12 protein-coding genes are annotated in these 17,259 nt (G+C 46.3%); 11 read left to right on the forward strand and 1 reads right to left on the reverse strand.

Annotation, left to right across the window (positions count from 1 at the left end):
• Nucleotides 1–422: 422 nt before the first annotated feature.
• The 7 genes from ppc (at nucleotide 423) to glmM (ending at nucleotide 9,205) form a co-directional block, all read left to right on the forward strand.
• On the forward strand, nucleotides 423–3,215 hold the full coding sequence (gene ppc, locus L3D05_RS17895; protein WP_239617682.1) for a phosphoenolpyruvate carboxylase: 2,793 nt from the start codon (nucleotides 423–425) through the stop codon (nucleotides 3,213–3,215).
• Between the two features lie 66 nt (nucleotides 3,216–3,281).
• The gene (locus tag L3D05_RS17900; protein ID WP_239617683.1) at nucleotides 3,282–4,211 is read left to right on the forward strand and encodes an EamA family transporter; all 930 of its coding nucleotides are present in this window, start codon (nucleotides 3,282–3,284) and stop codon (nucleotides 4,209–4,211) included.
• 2 nt (nucleotides 4,212–4,213) lie between these two features.
• Nucleotides 4,214–4,780 (forward strand): RNA polymerase sigma factor SigW, encoded by a 567-nt coding sequence (gene sigW, locus L3D05_RS17905; protein WP_239617684.1) that lies wholly within the window; start codon nucleotides 4,214–4,216, stop codon nucleotides 4,778–4,780.
• 102 nt (nucleotides 4,781–4,882) lie between these two features.
• On the forward strand, nucleotides 4,883–5,497 hold the full coding sequence (locus L3D05_RS17910; RefSeq protein WP_239617685.1) for a zf-HC2 domain-containing protein: 615 nt from the start codon (nucleotides 4,883–4,885) through the stop codon (nucleotides 5,495–5,497).
• Nucleotides 5,498–5,696: 199 nt separating this feature from the next.
• Nucleotides 5,697–6,527 (forward strand): diadenylate cyclase CdaA, encoded by an 831-nt coding sequence (gene cdaA, locus L3D05_RS17915; protein ID WP_239617686.1) that lies wholly within the window; start codon nucleotides 5,697–5,699, stop codon nucleotides 6,525–6,527.
• Nucleotides 6,520–7,839 (forward strand): CdaR family protein, encoded by a 1,320-nt coding sequence (locus L3D05_RS17920; protein WP_239617687.1) that lies wholly within the window; start codon nucleotides 6,520–6,522, stop codon nucleotides 7,837–7,839. Before cdaA ends, L3D05_RS17920 begins: the two co-directional genes overlap by 8 nt.
• A 25-nt stretch (nucleotides 7,840–7,864) precedes the next feature.
• Nucleotides 7,865–9,205 (forward strand): phosphoglucosamine mutase, encoded by a 1,341-nt coding sequence (glmM, locus tag L3D05_RS17925; RefSeq protein ID WP_239617688.1) that lies wholly within the window; start codon nucleotides 7,865–7,867, stop codon nucleotides 9,203–9,205.
• A gap of 139 nt (nucleotides 9,206–9,344) precedes the next feature.
• Here the strand turns inward: glmM and L3D05_RS17930 are convergent, their stop codons facing one another.
• A complete protein-coding gene (locus L3D05_RS17930) occupies nucleotides 9,345–10,274 on the reverse strand; it encodes a macrolide 2'-phosphotransferase (protein WP_239617689.1) in 930 nt (309 codons plus the stop codon).
• Nucleotides 10,275–10,941: 667 nt separating this feature from the next.
• Between L3D05_RS17930 and glmS the strand changes: the two genes are divergently transcribed.
• The 4 genes from glmS to L3D05_RS17950 all read left to right on the forward strand — a co-directional run bounded on the left by glmS (nucleotide 10,942) and on the right by L3D05_RS17950 (nucleotide 16,899).
• On the forward strand, nucleotides 10,942–12,774 hold the full coding sequence (glmS, locus tag L3D05_RS17935) for a glutamine--fructose-6-phosphate transaminase (isomerizing) (RefSeq protein WP_239617690.1): 1,833 nt from the start codon (nucleotides 10,942–10,944) through the stop codon (nucleotides 12,772–12,774).
• A 181-nt stretch (nucleotides 12,775–12,955) separates the two neighbouring features.
• Nucleotides 12,956–13,135, forward strand: coding sequence for a helix-turn-helix domain-containing protein (locus L3D05_RS26785; RefSeq protein ID WP_369417992.1), 180 nt, complete (start codon nucleotides 12,956–12,958; stop codon nucleotides 13,133–13,135).
• Nucleotides 13,136–13,932: 797 nt separating this feature from the next.
• Nucleotides 13,933–14,571: a hypothetical protein gene (locus L3D05_RS17945; protein ID WP_239617691.1), complete on the forward strand. Its 639-nt coding sequence runs from the start codon at nucleotides 13,933–13,935 to the stop codon at nucleotides 14,569–14,571.
• Between the two features lie 633 nt (nucleotides 14,572–15,204).
• Nucleotides 15,205–16,899: a KAP family P-loop NTPase fold protein gene (locus L3D05_RS17950; RefSeq protein WP_239617692.1), complete on the forward strand. Its 1,695-nt coding sequence runs from the start codon at nucleotides 15,205–15,207 to the stop codon at nucleotides 16,897–16,899.
• Nucleotides 16,900–17,259: the final 360 nt, after the last annotated feature.

The following is a 17,259-nucleotide window of genomic DNA, read 5'->3' on the forward strand; positions in this document are numbered from 1 at the left end:
TTCCAAGCTGATAGCGTGGGTTCGATTCCCATCACCCGCTCCATATGACAAACGTTTAAAGCCCTTATCGAAAGGGCTTTTTTTGTTGCATTTGCGGCAAAATAAAGAGAATACTATTTCATGATTACGCTAATACCTTCTATTCACGTTCCTTCTTAATGACAGTCGCTAACGTGAGGATGACCAGATATTCTTTAAGCGGAAAGGTTTTTCTATTCATTCCTACTCACTCCTTCATTAAGGTTATGGGGGGACGATTAGCGGAAGTAACGGATTTATTAATTACTTACACAAACTGCCAGTAGGTTGAAACCTAAGAATTATGACTAAATGATGAAGAAAAAGAAGATTTTCAACGTTCATTGTAGTATCATAGTAAGAAGGGTTTTTATAGATGAAATGCAACGTTTGGAGTGAAAGAGATGACGGAACTGGCTACAAGTCAACGTTCTCCGTCCAATCATCTGCTGCGAAGAGATGTGCGCTTTCTAGGTAATATTCTTGGCGAAGTGCTCGTGCATCAGGGTGGTCGGGAACTGTTAGAACATGTTGAGAAAATTCGGGAAATGAGCAAGGCTCTAAGGGCCGAATATTTACCGGAGTTGTACGAAGGATTCATTAACACCGTTAAAACTTTGGAGCCTGATATTAGGCATCAGGTTATTCGGGCATTCGCTATCTACTTCCAACTGGTCAACATCGCTGAGCAGAATCACCGGATCCGCCGCAAACGCGATTACGAACGCTCGACGGGCGAGGCGGTTCAGCCTGGATCGATCGAGAGCGTAATTCAAGACTTGAAAGAAAAGAAGCTGTCCGTTGATGAAGTACGGGATATGCTTATCGACATCTCGCTTGAGCTGGTTATTACGGCACATCCGACGGAAGCGACTCGCAGGGACGTACTCGATATCCACAAACGGATCGCGGACGAGGTTATGGAGTTGGATAATCCAACCCTAACTTATCGCGAACGTGAAAAGCTGCGCGAGAAGCTGCTTAACGAAGTATTGACCTTGTGGCAAACCGACGAGTTACGCGATCGTAAGCCTACGGTTCTTGACGAAGTACGGAATGGAATGTACTACTTCCACGAAACGTTATTCGAAGTTCTTCCTGACGTATACGAGGAACTGGAGCGTTGTCTTGAGAAGTATTATCCGGAAGAGTCATGGCATGTTCCAACCTACTTGAGGTTCGGTTCATGGATTGGCGGAGACCGTGACGGCAATCCATCGGTTACTTCGGACATTACTTGGAAAACACTGCATATGCAACGGAACCTCGTTATCTATAAGTACGAGAATATCATTCGCGCGATCGGCCGTCAGCTGAGCTTCAGTACGACGATCGTAGACGTAACGGAAGAGCTTCTTGCCTCTATCCGCGAAGATAGCGCTAATGTAGAGCTTCGTACGGTAGAAGCTTGGACGAATGATAAAGAGCCTTACCGGGTGAAGTTAAGATACATGCTGCAGAAGCTGCAGAACATGAGAGAAGACGAATTCAAAGGGACTAAGCAGCGTTATCATACGGTTGCTGATCTTACGACGGATATCGAGATTCTCGACCGCAGCCTTCGCCATCATTTTGCGGATTATGTGGCGAACTCTTATTTGAAGAAGTTTATTCGCCAAGTGGAGCTGTTCGGCTTCCACCTAGCGGCTCTTGATGTGCGCCAGCATAGCAAAGAACACGAGAACACGATGACCGAATTGCTCGCGAAGACGGGTGTGACGGAAAACTACGCACAACTATCCGAGCAAGAGAAAATCGGGATTCTGAACGGTTTGCTGGAAAGCGCTAAGCCATTGTCGATTGAATCGATCGAATTGAGCGACTCCAGCAAAGAGTGCCTCAACGTATACCATACGATTTATAACGCGCAACAAGAGTTCGGTACGGGCTGCATCACCAGCTATTTGATCAGCATGTCCGAAGCGGCTAGCGATATCCTAGAGGTAATGGTATTCGCTAAAGTGGCAGGATTGTTCCGTCATAACGAAGACGGTTCGATTACTTGTACGTTACAGGCTGCGCCGTTGTTCGAGACCATCGATGATTTGCATGAAGCTCCGGCTATTATGGACACGTTGTTTAATCTTCCGGTCTATCGCGAATGCTTGAGAGCCATGGGCGATCTACATGAGATCATGCTCGGCTATTCCGACAGCAACAAAGACGGCGGAATGGTAACGGCGAACTGGGAGCTTCGGGTTGCGCTTAACGACTTGACCAAAACGGCTAAAGCACACAACGTTCGTTTGAAATTTTTCCATGGTCGCGGAGGCGCGCTTGGCCGCGGAGGAATGCCGCTTAATCGCAGTATTCTGGCTCAACCGCCGCACACGATTGGTGGAGGAATTAAGATTACGGAGCAAGGCGAAGTTCTTTCTTCCCGTTATTCCATGAAGGGTATTGCTTACAGAAGCTTGGAACAAGCGACTGGAGCACTGATCACGGGAGCTTACTTGTCCCGCTATCCTTCGCAAGAAAGCTCGATCGAGACGCAGTGGGAAGAGATTATGCGCGGCATTTCGATCGATGCGCAAACCAAGTACCAAGATCTGATTTTCCGCGATCCGGATTTCATGACGTTCTTCAAAGAATCGACTCCTCTTCCGGAAGTGGGCGAGCTGAATATCGGCTCCCGTCCTTCCAAACGGAAAGGCAGCGACCGCTTCGAAGATTTGCGCGCGATTCCATGGGTATTCGCATGGACTCAAAGCCGTTACTTGCTGCCAGCATGGTATGCTGCCGGAACGGCATTCCAAACATACGTGAATGGCGATGCTGCTCGTCTTGAGACTCTCCGCACGATGTATCGCGATTATTCGTTCTTCAGCTCCCTCGTCGACAACCTTCAGATGGCGCTGGGCAAAGCGGATCTTATGATTGCCCGCCAGTATGCAGGCATGATCGAAGACGGCACGATCAAGGATCGTATCTTCTCGCAGATCGAAGAAGAATACGCGAAGACGAAGGAAATGATACTGACGATTACGGGGCAAGAGGAAATTTTGGATAACGTGCCAGTTATTCAAGAGTCGATTCGCCTTCGTAACCCGTACGTTGATCCGTTAAGCTATATGCAGGTTCAATTATTGACTGAGTTGCGTAGCTTGCGGGCTCAGAACGAGGATGATGCCGATCTTCTTCGCGAAGTGCTCTTAACGATCAACGGAATCGCGGCAGGACTCCGCAATACGGGCTGATCTAATTGAATGAATGAGGGCCCGGTGCGCTAACCGGGCCCTTTTGCGTAAGAAAGTAGGTCTTACATGAACGGAACGAAGAAGCCATTGCTTGCGATAATACTCGTCCTTGCCGGCGCAGCGAGTTATGGCCTAGTAGCGGTGGTATTCAAAATAGCCGTTATCGATGGATGGGGCGTTAAGCAGCTCACCTTTCAACAAGTGCTCTTCGGTGCGGTATTGCTGTGGCTAGCGCTCGGCGTTACTCGATTAAGCAGGCAGGCGCAAGCTTTGACCGAGACCTGGAGAGCTTGGCTCAAGCTCGGATTAATTGGAATCGTCGGATTGTCGCTTACGACCGTATTTTACAATGAAGCTTTGTCGCGTTTGGATGCTTCTTTGGGGATTGTCTTGCTTTTTCAGTTTACGTGGATTACGATTCTGCTAGAAAGCATTCGCAAACGCAAATGGCCGACACGTCAGGAATGGGTTGCCGTTCTCTGCATAGCGATCGGAACTATACTTGCCGTTGGGCTTCTAGAGAAGGATTTTAGCGATATTGACGGGTTAGGCGTTCTCTTCGGACTACTGTCCGCCATTACGTACAGCCTCTTTTTCTTCTTAACCGGATTTCTTCCCCAGCAGTTGGACCCCATCGCCAAATCGGCGGTTATGTCGACGGCTTCGCTTATTTTCATCATGATATTGCAATCCTATAGCGTAATCATCGATAGCTTCAGCGCCCCTTTGATCGGTTGGGGGTTACTGCTTGGCTTTCTTGGTACTGCGTTCCCCTTTTTCTGCTTTAACTACGGGATTCCCAAGGTGGGAAGCGGATTAGCCGCGTTACTCGGATCGATGGAGCTCCCGGCAGCTGTCGTGGCGGCTTTTATTCTCTTGGACGAGCCTCTTACGTTAGGGCAGGGAACCGGCATTATCTTGATCATAGCAGGTATTATGTACGCACAACGCAAGTCTTCGGGGCCTAACGCAGCCGGAAAGGAAGGTGAGTCGTAACTTTGAAGCCAGCAGAAACGCGTCTGGCGCGTCTAGCCCGTAAAGGGGATCAGCGTGCGTTCGCGGAGATAGTGGATATGTACAAGGATAAGTTGTATCACCTCGCCTACCGGATGACGAGTAATCGCCAAGAGGCCGAGGATGTCGTACAGGAAACGTTCTTAAGAGTATACAAAAATTTAGACCGATACGATGAGAATCAGAAATTTTCCACGTGGATATATAGAATCGCTACCAACCTGTGCATTGACCGGCTTAGAAAAAGAAAACCCATATACTCCCTCGACGCGGAATCGTCGGACCATGAGGGGTTAGACGGGTACGCGATGCTTCCAAGCGATGATCGAACACCCGAGAGCGAGCTTCTTCTCTCCGAGACTCAAAGGCTTATACATGAAGCGATTGCGACGTTGCCGGTGAAGTATAAATCCGTTATGATTTTGCGGTATTTGCAAGAATTGAGCTTGCAGGAGATAGCGGACGTGCTGGAAATGCCTGTAACGACCGTGAAGACCCGAGTACACCGAGGTCGAGAATTCCTTAGGAAGAAACTGGAGCACAAGCTGTAATCGTTTCAACAAAAATAAGTGAAACCGCTCCGCTTCGCCGCACGTACTGTATAGAAGCATCGATGCGGGACTAAGTCACCGTTGAAGGAAGGGATGGCTGATATGAAGTGCAACGTCGCCGTCATGTATATGCATGATTATCTGGATGGGGACTTGGCACGCGAGGATACGAAACAGCTGCAACTGCATCTGAGCGAATGTCCATCGTGCTATACCCGTTATGAATCGTTAGAGCGAACCGATTCGCTCGTTAAGGCTTTACCTATAGAGAAGGCGCCGGACGAACTAAGCGATCGAATCATGAAGTCGCTTCCTCGCTCGCGCCGCCCTTCGGCATGGACATCGTGGGTTCGTCGTCATCCGGCGGTATCGGCAGCCGCGATATTCATGGTTGTCATGTTATCTAGCTTCGTGTCGATGTGGAACCAAAGCCAGGAATTGTCCATTTCCGGACCTGATCTGGAGCATGTCGTCATCGAAGGTAAGAAGGTCATCGTGCCGGAAGGCCAGAAAGTATCGGGAGATCTAACGGTCGTTAACGGCGATGTTCAAGTGCTAGGCGATCTGGATGGCAATCTGACCGTCATAGACGGCCATGTCACGGCACTAGCTTCGACCGCGCATATCGCGGGGGAGATCAAGACGATCGATCGAGCGGTAGATTGGTTCTGGTATAAGGTGAGTTCATTTTTCGGGACGTTGGCTTACGGATCGTAAGGATTCGACAAGGGTTGACACATTACGTGAAATCGTTCCGAAACGAACAGAAAAACCTCTCTGGACCAAAGAGAGGTTTTTTTGTGTAAATAACAGGATTTCTGGGGCACAGTAGAGAAAGATATAAGTATAGAAGCAATGCTGATATCCGACAATATTCGTCGAAACTATTCCAGCGCCGGGACGGGGGGGTCGCGTCTTGGACTATTTTGCCGGGCTGACATTTAAAAATTCGATTAAAGACATCGTCGATGTATTAATCGTGAGTTACATCGTTTACGTACTTATTAAGATGGTAAGAGGCACCCGGGCAGTTCAATTGCTTAAAGGGATATTCTTGCTTGTCATAACTTGGGCATTGAGTACATGGCTGAATTTGTATACGCTGAAGTGGCTCATGAACCAGATGTTTACGTTCGGCGTCGTTACGGTTCTGATCATTTTTCAACCTGAACTCAGAAGAGCACTCGAGCAACTTGGCCGGGGTAAGCTGTTTTCTCGTTCATCTTCAGAAGAGCAGGATGTTAGCCAACGAATTAACGAGGTCATTAGATCCGTTAATTATTTGGCGCAACGTAAAATCGGGGCTCTGATCGTGTTTGAGCGTAATACGGGACTGAATGATTATATCGAGTCGGGCATCAAGATGGAGTCGAAGCTTAGCTCTGAGCTTCTTAGCAACGTATTTATCCCGAATACGCCATTGCATGACGGAGCGGTTATTATTCGCGGCAGCCAGATTATGGCGGCAGGCTGTTATTTGCCTCTATCCGAGAATCCGTTCATCAGTAAGGAACTGGGCACTCGCCATCGCGCGGCGATCGGCGTAACCGAGGTGTGCGACGCGATTAGCGTTACCGTATCGGAAGAGACGGGACAAATATCTCTTGCCATTAACGGCCAAATCGTACGCGACATTAAGGAAGAGTCTCTCATCTCCAAGCTTTTCGCGGAATTGCGTCCGCAATTCAAATCCAAGACCACGGAGTGGGCTTTCTGGAAGCGAAAGGGCGGTGGCGACCGTGGATAGATGGTTAAATAACCCTACCGCAGCGAAGTTGGTCGCTCTTGCGCTTGGCATACTTATGTGGGCCGTCGTCCATTTCGATCCGAATGATACGACGCCTAATAACGTGTCATCCCTGTATGACACGAAAGTGATCAATGACGTTGTCGTACAGCCTTACGGATTAGATGAAAGAAATTACGTTCTGATCGGCATGGAGCCGCTAAAGGTCAACCTCACGGTCAAAGGAACGAGAAGCGATCTGAAGGCTGCGCAGACGAAAGATTATCAATTGAAAGTCGATCTAAGAACCGTGGGCGAAGGCCTGCATACACTGCAATTGGAAGAAAATTTGCCGAGAGGCATCTCTGTGGTCTCCATGTCTCCTTCCACGGTGGAAGTCAGCATAGAGGCGCTGCAGGTCAAAGAATTCGAGGTTGATATTAAGACGAAAGGTAATCCGGCCAAGGGGTATAAGGTAGGAACGCCGATCATTAAGCCAAGCAATCGGGTTCATCTTACCTTGCCTAAAAGTCAATTATCTAGCGTTGAACGCGTCGGGGCGACAATCGCGATCGATGGCGATAAGGAAACGATCAAGAACAAGAGCGTGAAGTTAGCGGCTTACGACAAGGATGGCAATGTGATTGAAGGAGCGATTATCGATCCTGCTGTGCTTGAAGTGGAAGTGCCGATCACGAATCCGTTCAAGACGGTTCCGTTGCAGTTCAAGCTTATCGGTCACACGCAGGCTGGAGTAAGCATTGCTTCCTTCAAGCCGGAAGTGGAACAAGTGACGGTATATGGACCGCAGGAAGCTCTGGATAAAATTGAATTCATTGAAGTCGACGTGAAGTTGGAAGATCTGAAGAAATCCGGGAAGGTGACGATCCCGCTGCAGATCACGCCACCGATTATCGAAATATCGCCTGCGGAAGTCAGTATCAACATCGAACTTCTGCTGTCAGCGACTAGAACCCTTGAAGGGCTGACGATTTCGTTACGCGGATTAGGCGAGGGATTAATCGCCAAGATCACTGACCCTTCGACGGGCAAAGCGGATATTACGATTCAAGCGGCTCCCGCTATCTTGGATAAGTTGAGTCCCGGAGATGTTGACGTGATTGCCGATCTGAGCGGACGAGGGCCGGGGATCTATAACATTCCGTTAATCGTCAATCTCGAGCGGTTCATGGAGCAGGCAGGCGGGACGAAGAGCATTACCGTAGAAATACAGGACGAAGCAGCGGCAACCCAGACGGGTACCGATGGCGAAGATGCCATAGGCGGCATCATCGTAGACCAAGACGGGGATCAGGGATCGTTTCCCCAGTAAGAGACGAAGGGGTAGAGTAGCAGTTATGGGGAAATATTTCGGAACAGATGGCGTGCGCGGAGTCGCTAATCAGGAGCTCACGCCAGAATTAGCTTATAAAATCGGACGTTGCGGCGGAGTCGTATTGGCGGGAAAAGCTGAGCGTCCTAAAGTGTTAATCGGATGCGATACGCGAATCTCCGGACCGATGCTGGAAAGCGCATTAACCGCGGGATTGCTATCTATCGGGGCGGACGTCGTGAAGCTAGGCGTCGTAAGCACGCCGGCGGTCGCTTACTTAACCCGCGTATTGGGAGCGGATGCGGGAGTTATGATCTCGGCTTCGCATAATCCGGTCGCGGATAACGGCATTAAATTTTTCGGCGGAGACGGGTTCAAGCTACTAGACGAGACGGAAGCGGAAATCGAACGATTGATGGATGCCGAAGAAGATACTTTGCCGCGGCCTGTTGGCGGGGGTATCGGATCAGTAACGACGAATCTCGAAGCCAAGTCGCAATATATGGATTACTTAAAAATGACCGTCGGAAACTCCTTCGCGGGCGTTAAGCTTGTGCTGGATTGCGCGAACGGTTCGGCATACGAGCTTGCGCCGGAAGTATTCCGCGCACTTGGCGCTGAGGTGTTCGCTTACGGGGCAGAGCCTAACGGTTTGAACATCAACGAGGGCGTAGGCTCCACGCATCCGGAGATGCTTGCGGCGAAAGTGAAGGAGCATGGCGCGGATCTTGGGCTAGCCTTCGACGGAGACGCGGATCGGCTCATCGCGATCGACGAGAACGGCGAAGAAGTAGACGGCGACTATATCCTCTGTATTTGCGGCGACGCTTTGCGTAAATCCGGTCGACTGGCGCATGATACGGTCGTCACGACGGTTATGGCGAACATCGGCTTCTTCAAAGCAGCGGAAACGCTTGGCTTACGCACGGCTAAGACCGCGGTAGGCGATCGTTACGTAATGGAAGAGATGGTTAACGGGGGCTACAACCTCGGCGGAGAACAGTCGGGTCACGTTATCTTCCTCGACTACAGCACGACGGGAGACGGAATTCTGACGGGACTACAGCTCCTCGACACGGTAGTCGGCTCGGGTCGCAGTCTTGGCGAGTTGAAGCAAATGATGCGCAAGTATCCGCAAGTGCTCGTGAACGTTCGGGTGGCGGATAAATCCCGCTATCCGGGAAATACGGCGATCGCCGATGCCGTAGCTACGGCGGAAGCGGCTCTGGGGGACAACGGGCGCGTGCTTGTGCGTCCATCGGGGACGGAAGCGCTGATCCGCGTTATGGCCGAAGGGCCGGAGCGGGAAGAGATCGAGCGCCACGTAGCGGCGATTGTCGATGTCGTGAAGGCGGAATTGGTTTAATGCGTTGACGGGTGGCGCTGGGAGCAGGGAATGCTGAGAAGTGCTGATAACGGTATCGCATCACTCTATAATGGAATATTAATCGCATTAAACAAGCTCCCGCTACTAAGAACGGGAGCTTGTTTGTTTGCGTGACTCTTTATGAAGGGAGCTCCTCGCCGAACTCGTTCACTCCGAGGGCGTGCCGTGCCATTACGAGATATTCCTCTAGGCCGGATTTCATGGCGAAGCTGGCGATGAGGACCGGGTAAGCTGCCATTAATTCGATAATATGGTCCTTCATTCGGGTCCACACTTTGCCGCCGGCTTGCTCATAACTTTCCAGTAAAACCGTCAAGCCGGACTCTCCGAACGTAGCGTAATAAATCGTAAAGTCGGTAGCGGGATCGGCGACTTCCGCCTCGGTCCAATCAAGCAAGCCGGTTACTTGGCCGTCTGAGTCCACAACGATATGCCCAGGATGAAGGTCGCCGTGAACGAGCGAGGAATGAGTCGGCCAATAGCTGTCTTCAGCCAACCAAGCTTGCCATCGCTGCCATAGTGTCTCGGATACTCCGAAGATGCGGTGGATTTCATCCATTTTGTTCGATAATGTGCGTCTAACTTCTCTAGGATTTTTCACCCTTATGCCTGCCTCGGTCGCGGCCTCGTGATCGATTCCATGCAAAGCGGCTAGCGCTTGCGCAAGCGAATCAACGAACAAGGCGTTGGGCGATTGCGGGTCAATGACCCAATCGTAGTTTCTCGCTTCCGGGTTCAGGGTAGCGGCAGGGGAACCTGGCAACAGCGGATAAGCGATCAACTCCGGCGTACAGATTTTCCAATCGGGGACGGCGACAGGAAGGTTTCCTTTAATAAGCTTAAGCACATTCCTCTCGTACGCCGCTGATACGACGACATCCGATCGTCTAGGTTCACGAATGACCCACGCCTCGCCATCGTCCGCTTGACCGAATAAAGCTAGGAAATCGAGCCCGGATTCGTTTATTTCTAAGCTAGCTGTCTCGATGATTAATCCATTTTGCCGAGCTAAATCCAATATACGTTCAATGTGAGTATTTACGGCCATTTGAAATCACCTCTCCAATTCCACTTATAGCCTACAATGACGGCATCTATGACAGGGCTTGAGTCCATCCCCACTATAACATTCGAGTCCGTGCGCATTCAAATAAACTGCCGATTGTGCGAGAAAACACCATGTAGAAGAATGTCATTTCCGAGGAAATAAAGGCGGAATGGTTGCAAGACAATTGCAAAACGAATAAGATAAGGAATAGATTCTAAAATAGAAGGGCAGGGTAGTGGAGAATAAGCAAGAATAGCGCCAGAACTTGTTGAATCTTGGAGTAACGCGGAAGGGCAACGATCAGGAACGGGAAAGCTGATCCGAGCGGCAAACTTTGGCGTGGCGACCTTGCAGGAGGCAAGTTGACGAGGTGAAGGTGTTCGGAATATTCGGCGGGGACCTTCCGGCTTATCATTGAAGCCGATAATCGGAGTACAAAACGCTCAGGGCAACCGGGCGAACAAAAATCCGATACGATGATCAAGAGTCACGATGAACCATTGAGAAATGTCCGGCGGCCTGTAACCGGTCGCGCGAGGGGCATAACGTGGGATGGTTGGGGGAGAGCGGAAACCCCTTATTCAAATACGGCTTGTGCCGCTCATTCGGCTTGGTTGCGGTCCTCTCGGAATAAACCTGAGAAACCAAAACGGAGGCTTATATAAATATGTGCGGAATCGTTGGATATATCGGATTTAGAGAGTCGCAGCCCATCTTGCTGGAAGGGCTTAAGAAGTTGGAATACCGGGGCTATGACTCGGCTGGAATCGCGGTTCAAACAGAGCAAGGCTTGGAAGTCACGAAAACGGTAGGCCGATTGGTCAACTTGGAAAATCGTCTAAGCGAAGAGCCGTTGCTCGGTACGGTCGGAATCGGCCATACCCGCTGGGCTACGCACGGTAAACCGTCGGACGTGAATTCCCATCCGCATACGGACAATACGTTAAAATTTTCCGTCGTGCACAACGGGATTATCGAGAACTACCTAGAGCTTAAAGAAGAACTGGTGCAAGCAGGCCATAAATTTCTGTCCGAGACGGATACGGAAATTATTTCGCATCTGATCTCCGTCGAATATGACGGCGATATCGTGAAGGCGGTACAGCGTGCGGTTAAGAAAATGCGCGGAGCGTTCGCGCTTGGCGTACTGACGGAGCATGAGCCGGATTGTCTGGTGGCCGTGCGTTACGCAAGTCCGCTCATCATCGGCGTGGGCGAAGGGGAGAAATATATCGCTTCGGACATTCCGGCGATTCTGGAGCATACGCGCGATATTTACATTCTCAACGACGGTGAAATGGCCGTTCTGACGCGTGATGGCGTAGAACTGCTCACCATTGAAGGCAATTTTATCTCGAAAGAGATTTTCCACGTCGATTGGGATTTGATGACCGCGGAGAAAGCGGGCTTCGATCACTTCATGCTCAAGGAGATTCACGAGCAGCCTAAAGCTTATCGCGATACGATGCTCGGTCGCATTAGCGAAGATGGCCGTTCCGTAGATCTGGCTGAACTGAAGATGACGGCCGAGCAGCTGAAAGGCATTAATCGGGTTCACATCGTAGCGTGCGGTACGGCACTGCATGCAGGACTTGTCGGGAAAAACGTAATCGAGAACTTGGTTCGCATTCCGGTCGAGACCGATGTCGCTTCCGAGTATCGCTATCGTTCGCCAATTATCACTCCGGAAACGCTTGTCATCGTCGTGAGCCAATCCGGCGAAACGGCGGATACGCTGGCGGCACTTCGCGAAGCGCAACGTTGCGGTGCTCGCGTACTCGCGATCACGAACGTAGTGGGCAGCTCGGTCGCTCGCGAAGCGGACGATGTCATTATCACTTTGGCGGGGCCTGAGATCGCGGTTGCTTCTACGAAAGCTTACTCGTCTCAGCTGATTGCTTTCTTCCTGTTCGGACTGTACTGGGCACAAACGATCGGTACGCAAGACGATGCTGCGGTTGCCAACGTTCTTGCTGCAATGCAGGCGTTGCCGGAGCAAGTAGAGAAAATTCTCGCGCAAGCGGAAGTGATCAAGGAAGTGGCGGAATCGATCTCTCATCACAGCAGCCTGTTCTTCATCGGCCGCGGCGTCGACTATGCGGTTGCGATGGAAGGCTCGCTGAAGCTGAAAGAGATTTCGTATATCCACTCCGAGGCGTATGCGGCTGGAGAGCTCAAGCATGGTACGCTGGCGCTGATCGAAGAAGGCACGCCGGTAATCGCACTTCTCACGCAAGAGGATCTGTACGAGAAAATGCTTAGCAACATTAAAGAAACGAAAGCCCGCGGAGCCGACGTTCTCGGCATCATCAACGAAGGGCATGAGGTAGAAGTGGCTAAGTCCGTAGATCGCCAATTCGCAATTCCTCGCACTTTGCCGTTGCTGACTCCTGCGTTGTCCGTTGTCCCGCTACAATTGCTTTCCTATTACGCTTCGCTAGCTCTTGGGCATGATGTTGATAAGCCTCGGAACTTGGCTAAGAGCGTTACTGTGGAGTAGGTTGAATTGAATTGTTCAGAGAATTGGTGATTAATTACAATAAAGTTAAGTTCTTCAAAAATAAACTAAAGTGTTGTTTCAATTGAAAAAGCTAGTACATTCTAGGTCGTTCTGAAAAGTCATTTTCAGGACGACCATTTTTATTAGTGAGGTAAATTAGGTGGAGACAATCGGCCTTAAGATGAGGGGTATTCGAAAGAAGCATAAAATGAACCAAATTGAATTTTCAGAGAAAATTGGGATATCCCAAGGAAGATTGAGTGAGATCGAGCAGGATAAAACGAAACCCTCTGCGGATACATTGATTCAACTTAGAAAACAGTTTAGTGTTGATCTAAATTGGCTTTTACATATTGAGTAACCACAGAAAATTTCACAATCACAATTGCAAGACTAAGTAACCAAGATACTGCGGTCTTATCATTAAACTAACGGGCAGGATTCTTAAAGGCTATAATGAACAATATGGTAATACATATTTGTTCTGGAGGTGTTATTTTGCTTAAATTTATGATCATTTGCCTTGCTGTTATATTTTTAGCTTTGCTTATATTTGGACTTATACAATGTAGGAAACATTCCTTTATAGCAGGCTTTTATTGCTTTCTCATCTTAATTGTCCTTCAAATATTACCTTATATTTATTCCCCTTTTATTCATAAATACATTGATTCATTGGATGGCGGTAACACTCCCATGGGAATGACTATTGGCGAATTAGTTGCTTGGACTAGTCTACTTCCTAGAATTATAGAAATTATTGCTTTTAGCTTTTTAGTTGTTGGATTATATCGAATGTGGAAATCCAAGACCATCAAGTCATGATCATCGCAGTTTATTCCACTAACGGGTACGATAGTTCAACACAAACATCATGAGGTCGCCGCGGGATCGATCGGGCGGTATCATTAAGCAATAGGGCAGGAAAAATAAAGTATTAGACTAGGAAAATAAAGTTGTAGACTGATTCTCTTGTGGTGGACTTTTTAATTTGAAAGTTCTGATTTTAGTCCACTGTGTAAAGCATGTGTTTTAGGGGGTAACTACAGGGTTAAGGGTTTAGAGCGGGTTCCCTGCGTTTATTACCCAGCATCTTCAATTAATAATGTTGTTAAGTTGGGTTTATTTAAGGGACAGAACTAGGAGGACGGAATATAAATGACCACGCATTTTGGGATAAAGCTACGCAATAAAGACGGTGGATTTAAACTAACTGCTGATAATTACATTAAGGTAAGGAATAAAGATATTACCCCCTCCCATGAGGAATTATGGGATAAGTGGGAGAAGGCATCTACCAATTTCGATCTTAATATGAAATACTTCAACTCCCTGTTTTGGGATAAATTTAATGAGGAATTGCGTAAGTTAGTAGATTCATATGCCTTTGACGAAATCACTGATCTCAATTCTGTAAACGAGATCAAAGGATTCTACATTATGGTTTTGGACGATTATTGTCAAGCTTATATTGGGATAGCTCACGATATAAAACGAAGAATAAAGGAACATTGGGGCAGCCAAATCCCACTGGATCGTCTTGCAGGGGCTATCGGAGTGTATTCACTGGCGATAGACTGCTTTAGGGCTTTAGACACTACGAGAGTATTTGTACGTCCTTGTCCTGAGTGTGATTTTATTAATTACCCTCTGCTATCCGGAAATCTTGAGAATCAGTTGGTAAACACGTTCCCTATAGATTATTGCTTAAATATGGGTATGGTAGGTACGAGAGAGGATGTGAGAGAAAGGTTAAGAAATCGTGATATAAGGATTTCAAAGGTTCGTGGCCAGTGATTATGAGAAGGAACTTCCAAGGTGTAAAGAAATTAGGTATCTACATTCCAAGGTTTAACATAGTCTATTTTTTATAATTCCAAGATTGATTCTTAGGCGATAAAAGAGGTAGCTACTGATGTTGTAGGCGCTAGATTGATCATGTGAATATAGTGCTTTTTATCAAAGTTTTTAAGGAAAAACCCCTCTAAAACCTCGTCATTACTGCATTGCTAGTCTATTACTTGGTTTATTACTCCCAGCCCTACGTAACAGATTAGTGGATCACGAAAATGATCTAGTTATTAAAATGGTTTATTCTAATAATTTTAGATTGTTCCCTGGTATTGGAGATGGCTCCCTTTGTACGGATTTTAAATATTCTTTAATGTCTTGGTTGGATGATTGTTTTAAGGATAAATGACTGTAATTGTTCTAGTTTTATGCGTTCACCACGTTTCTTCCGGTAAGGCTAGTAAAACACGACATTTGCGGTTTAGGCGACGAACACGAACATTATGTGTTACAAGGTCTGAGATTTGATTGATTGAGTCAATGGTGTGAAGTTAACGCTTATTAACCCAAAGCAGGAATATTGTAACCCTTCATTATAAAATTAAATCTGATAGATTAAATTAGAATAGGTGGTGCAAGATGAATCGTGATGAACAAAAAAGAAGGCTTGCTGAAGAACTTACAGATGTAACAAGTCAGAAAGATTCATTATTGTGGCATCTTAACGGAGAGCCAGATGAGCATGATGAGTATGAAGAGGATAGAGACCCGTATGCAGATGTAGATAAACTTCAACGTAAGGAAGACAAACTAAAGGCAGAAATAAGAAGAATTGAAATTGAAGAAGACAATGAAAAGAAAATCGCTAACTTTGATAGTGTAATTAAATCGCAATCGGCAATCATCGATAAAGAAAGCGAAGTAGATTTATTAGGGAGGTCTTCACAAGCTAATGTCATAGCACGGTTAATTGCCAATAAACAGACTGTTGCACCATTAGCTATTGGAATATATGGGAAGTGGGGTCGCGGAAAATCTACTTTTGTTCGATTAATTCAGAACAATTTAGATGAGATTAATAAAAAAATTGCCAAGAATGATTCAACTATAAGTGAATACAACAAATCTTATATAGTGGAATTTAATCCGACTGAATACGATGACCATAAATTGATATGGTACGCTATCCTCAAAGAAATGTATATGAAATACGATGCAGAAAAAGGAATTAAAGGAAGGATCGCATTTGCATTTAGAAATTTATTCTTCTCACCTAAAATCAGTAAATTGCCATACATACTTTCGGCAATATTGCTAGTATTAAACATAGTTGTTTGTGTATTGTTTTTTGGTAAATACGACTCAACCATTGAATTTATAGAAGAAAGTAAATTGTCCATCAACCTTTTTGCTACAGGATTATTTATTACAACATTTGTACAATTAATTGTTCCGTTCATTAAAAAAGTATTATTTATCATTAAACCACTGTCGTCAAAAGTGCTACAGCACATGCTTATTCCTGACTACAAGGCGAAATTGGGAACTCGGGAAGAAGTAAAACAATCATTAGACGATCTTCTTAAGATCTGGCTAAAGAAGAATGAGAATATTATTCTTGTAGTAGATGAACTAGATAGATGCTCAGAAAAAACGATTGTTGAGTTTTTCTCAGCTCTTCAATTATTTATTGCATCAGATTCCATTATTAAACTAATTTCAATGAATGAAGAAGTAGTCGCATTAGCATTAGCCAACAATAATCAATTCATTTTAAAAGATAGTGCAACTCGAGAAGATAAAATCGCATTTGGCCGCGACTATTTGAAAAAATATATATCGATCCCTGTTCATCTAAATAGGCATTCCAACTATAATCACTTTATAGAAACGTTACTTGGATCTGAATTAATCTTTTTTAACGAGGAAGAGAAACAAACTATAGCTAGGCTGATTAATGAAATAGCAAAAGTTATAGATGTCACTCCTCGTGAGATAAAAAGGATCATTAATTTACTGGTGTTATCAAAGGAAAATGTGGTGACTCGTTTTGGAGATTTAAAACATAAAATTACATATTTAGAGTATATAAAATGGTTCTTTGTATATTATTTCAATCCTAGGGCAGCAAAATTTTTTGTGGATAATATTAACAAGTCGATATACTATGAGCAATATAAATATATGGAGTTTAAACAGATGTATCCATTATTTTTGATTAGCAGCAAGGCAAAAGACGAACAAACCATTCGTCATTTAAAGACATATTTGGATATGAAGATTGAAGTAATTATCGCTTCAGACTACCTGATTCGAAAAAGCTTAACCTTGTAAGAATTTCGAAGACCGAATGCATGACCAATTATCTTTCTACTTTATTGGTTTTACAGGGGATGCTTACGCAACGTACAATGAATCTTCTCCAGTCTAACACTTTATTTTCTGTTGCAAGCTATTTGAAGTTATAATTACAAAAGTCAGTCTAAAACTTATTTTTCAAAAGCTGACGATTCATAAATTCAAAATCCGCGTCAAATCAACAACTCCAGTCTAATACTTTATTTTCTTCGTACAAGACCCCGCATCGGTATCTTTGAATCTTTACATCAGAGTTGGTATCTAGAAAGCTTTAAAGAAGTAAAGCAACAACTTGGTCGTTCCAAAGATAATACTTTGGGGCGACCATTTTTAATA

The organism is Cohnella mopanensis, from assembly GCF_022352055.1.
GTDB lineage: Bacteria > Bacillota > Bacilli > Paenibacillales > Paenibacillaceae > Cohnella > Cohnella mopanensis.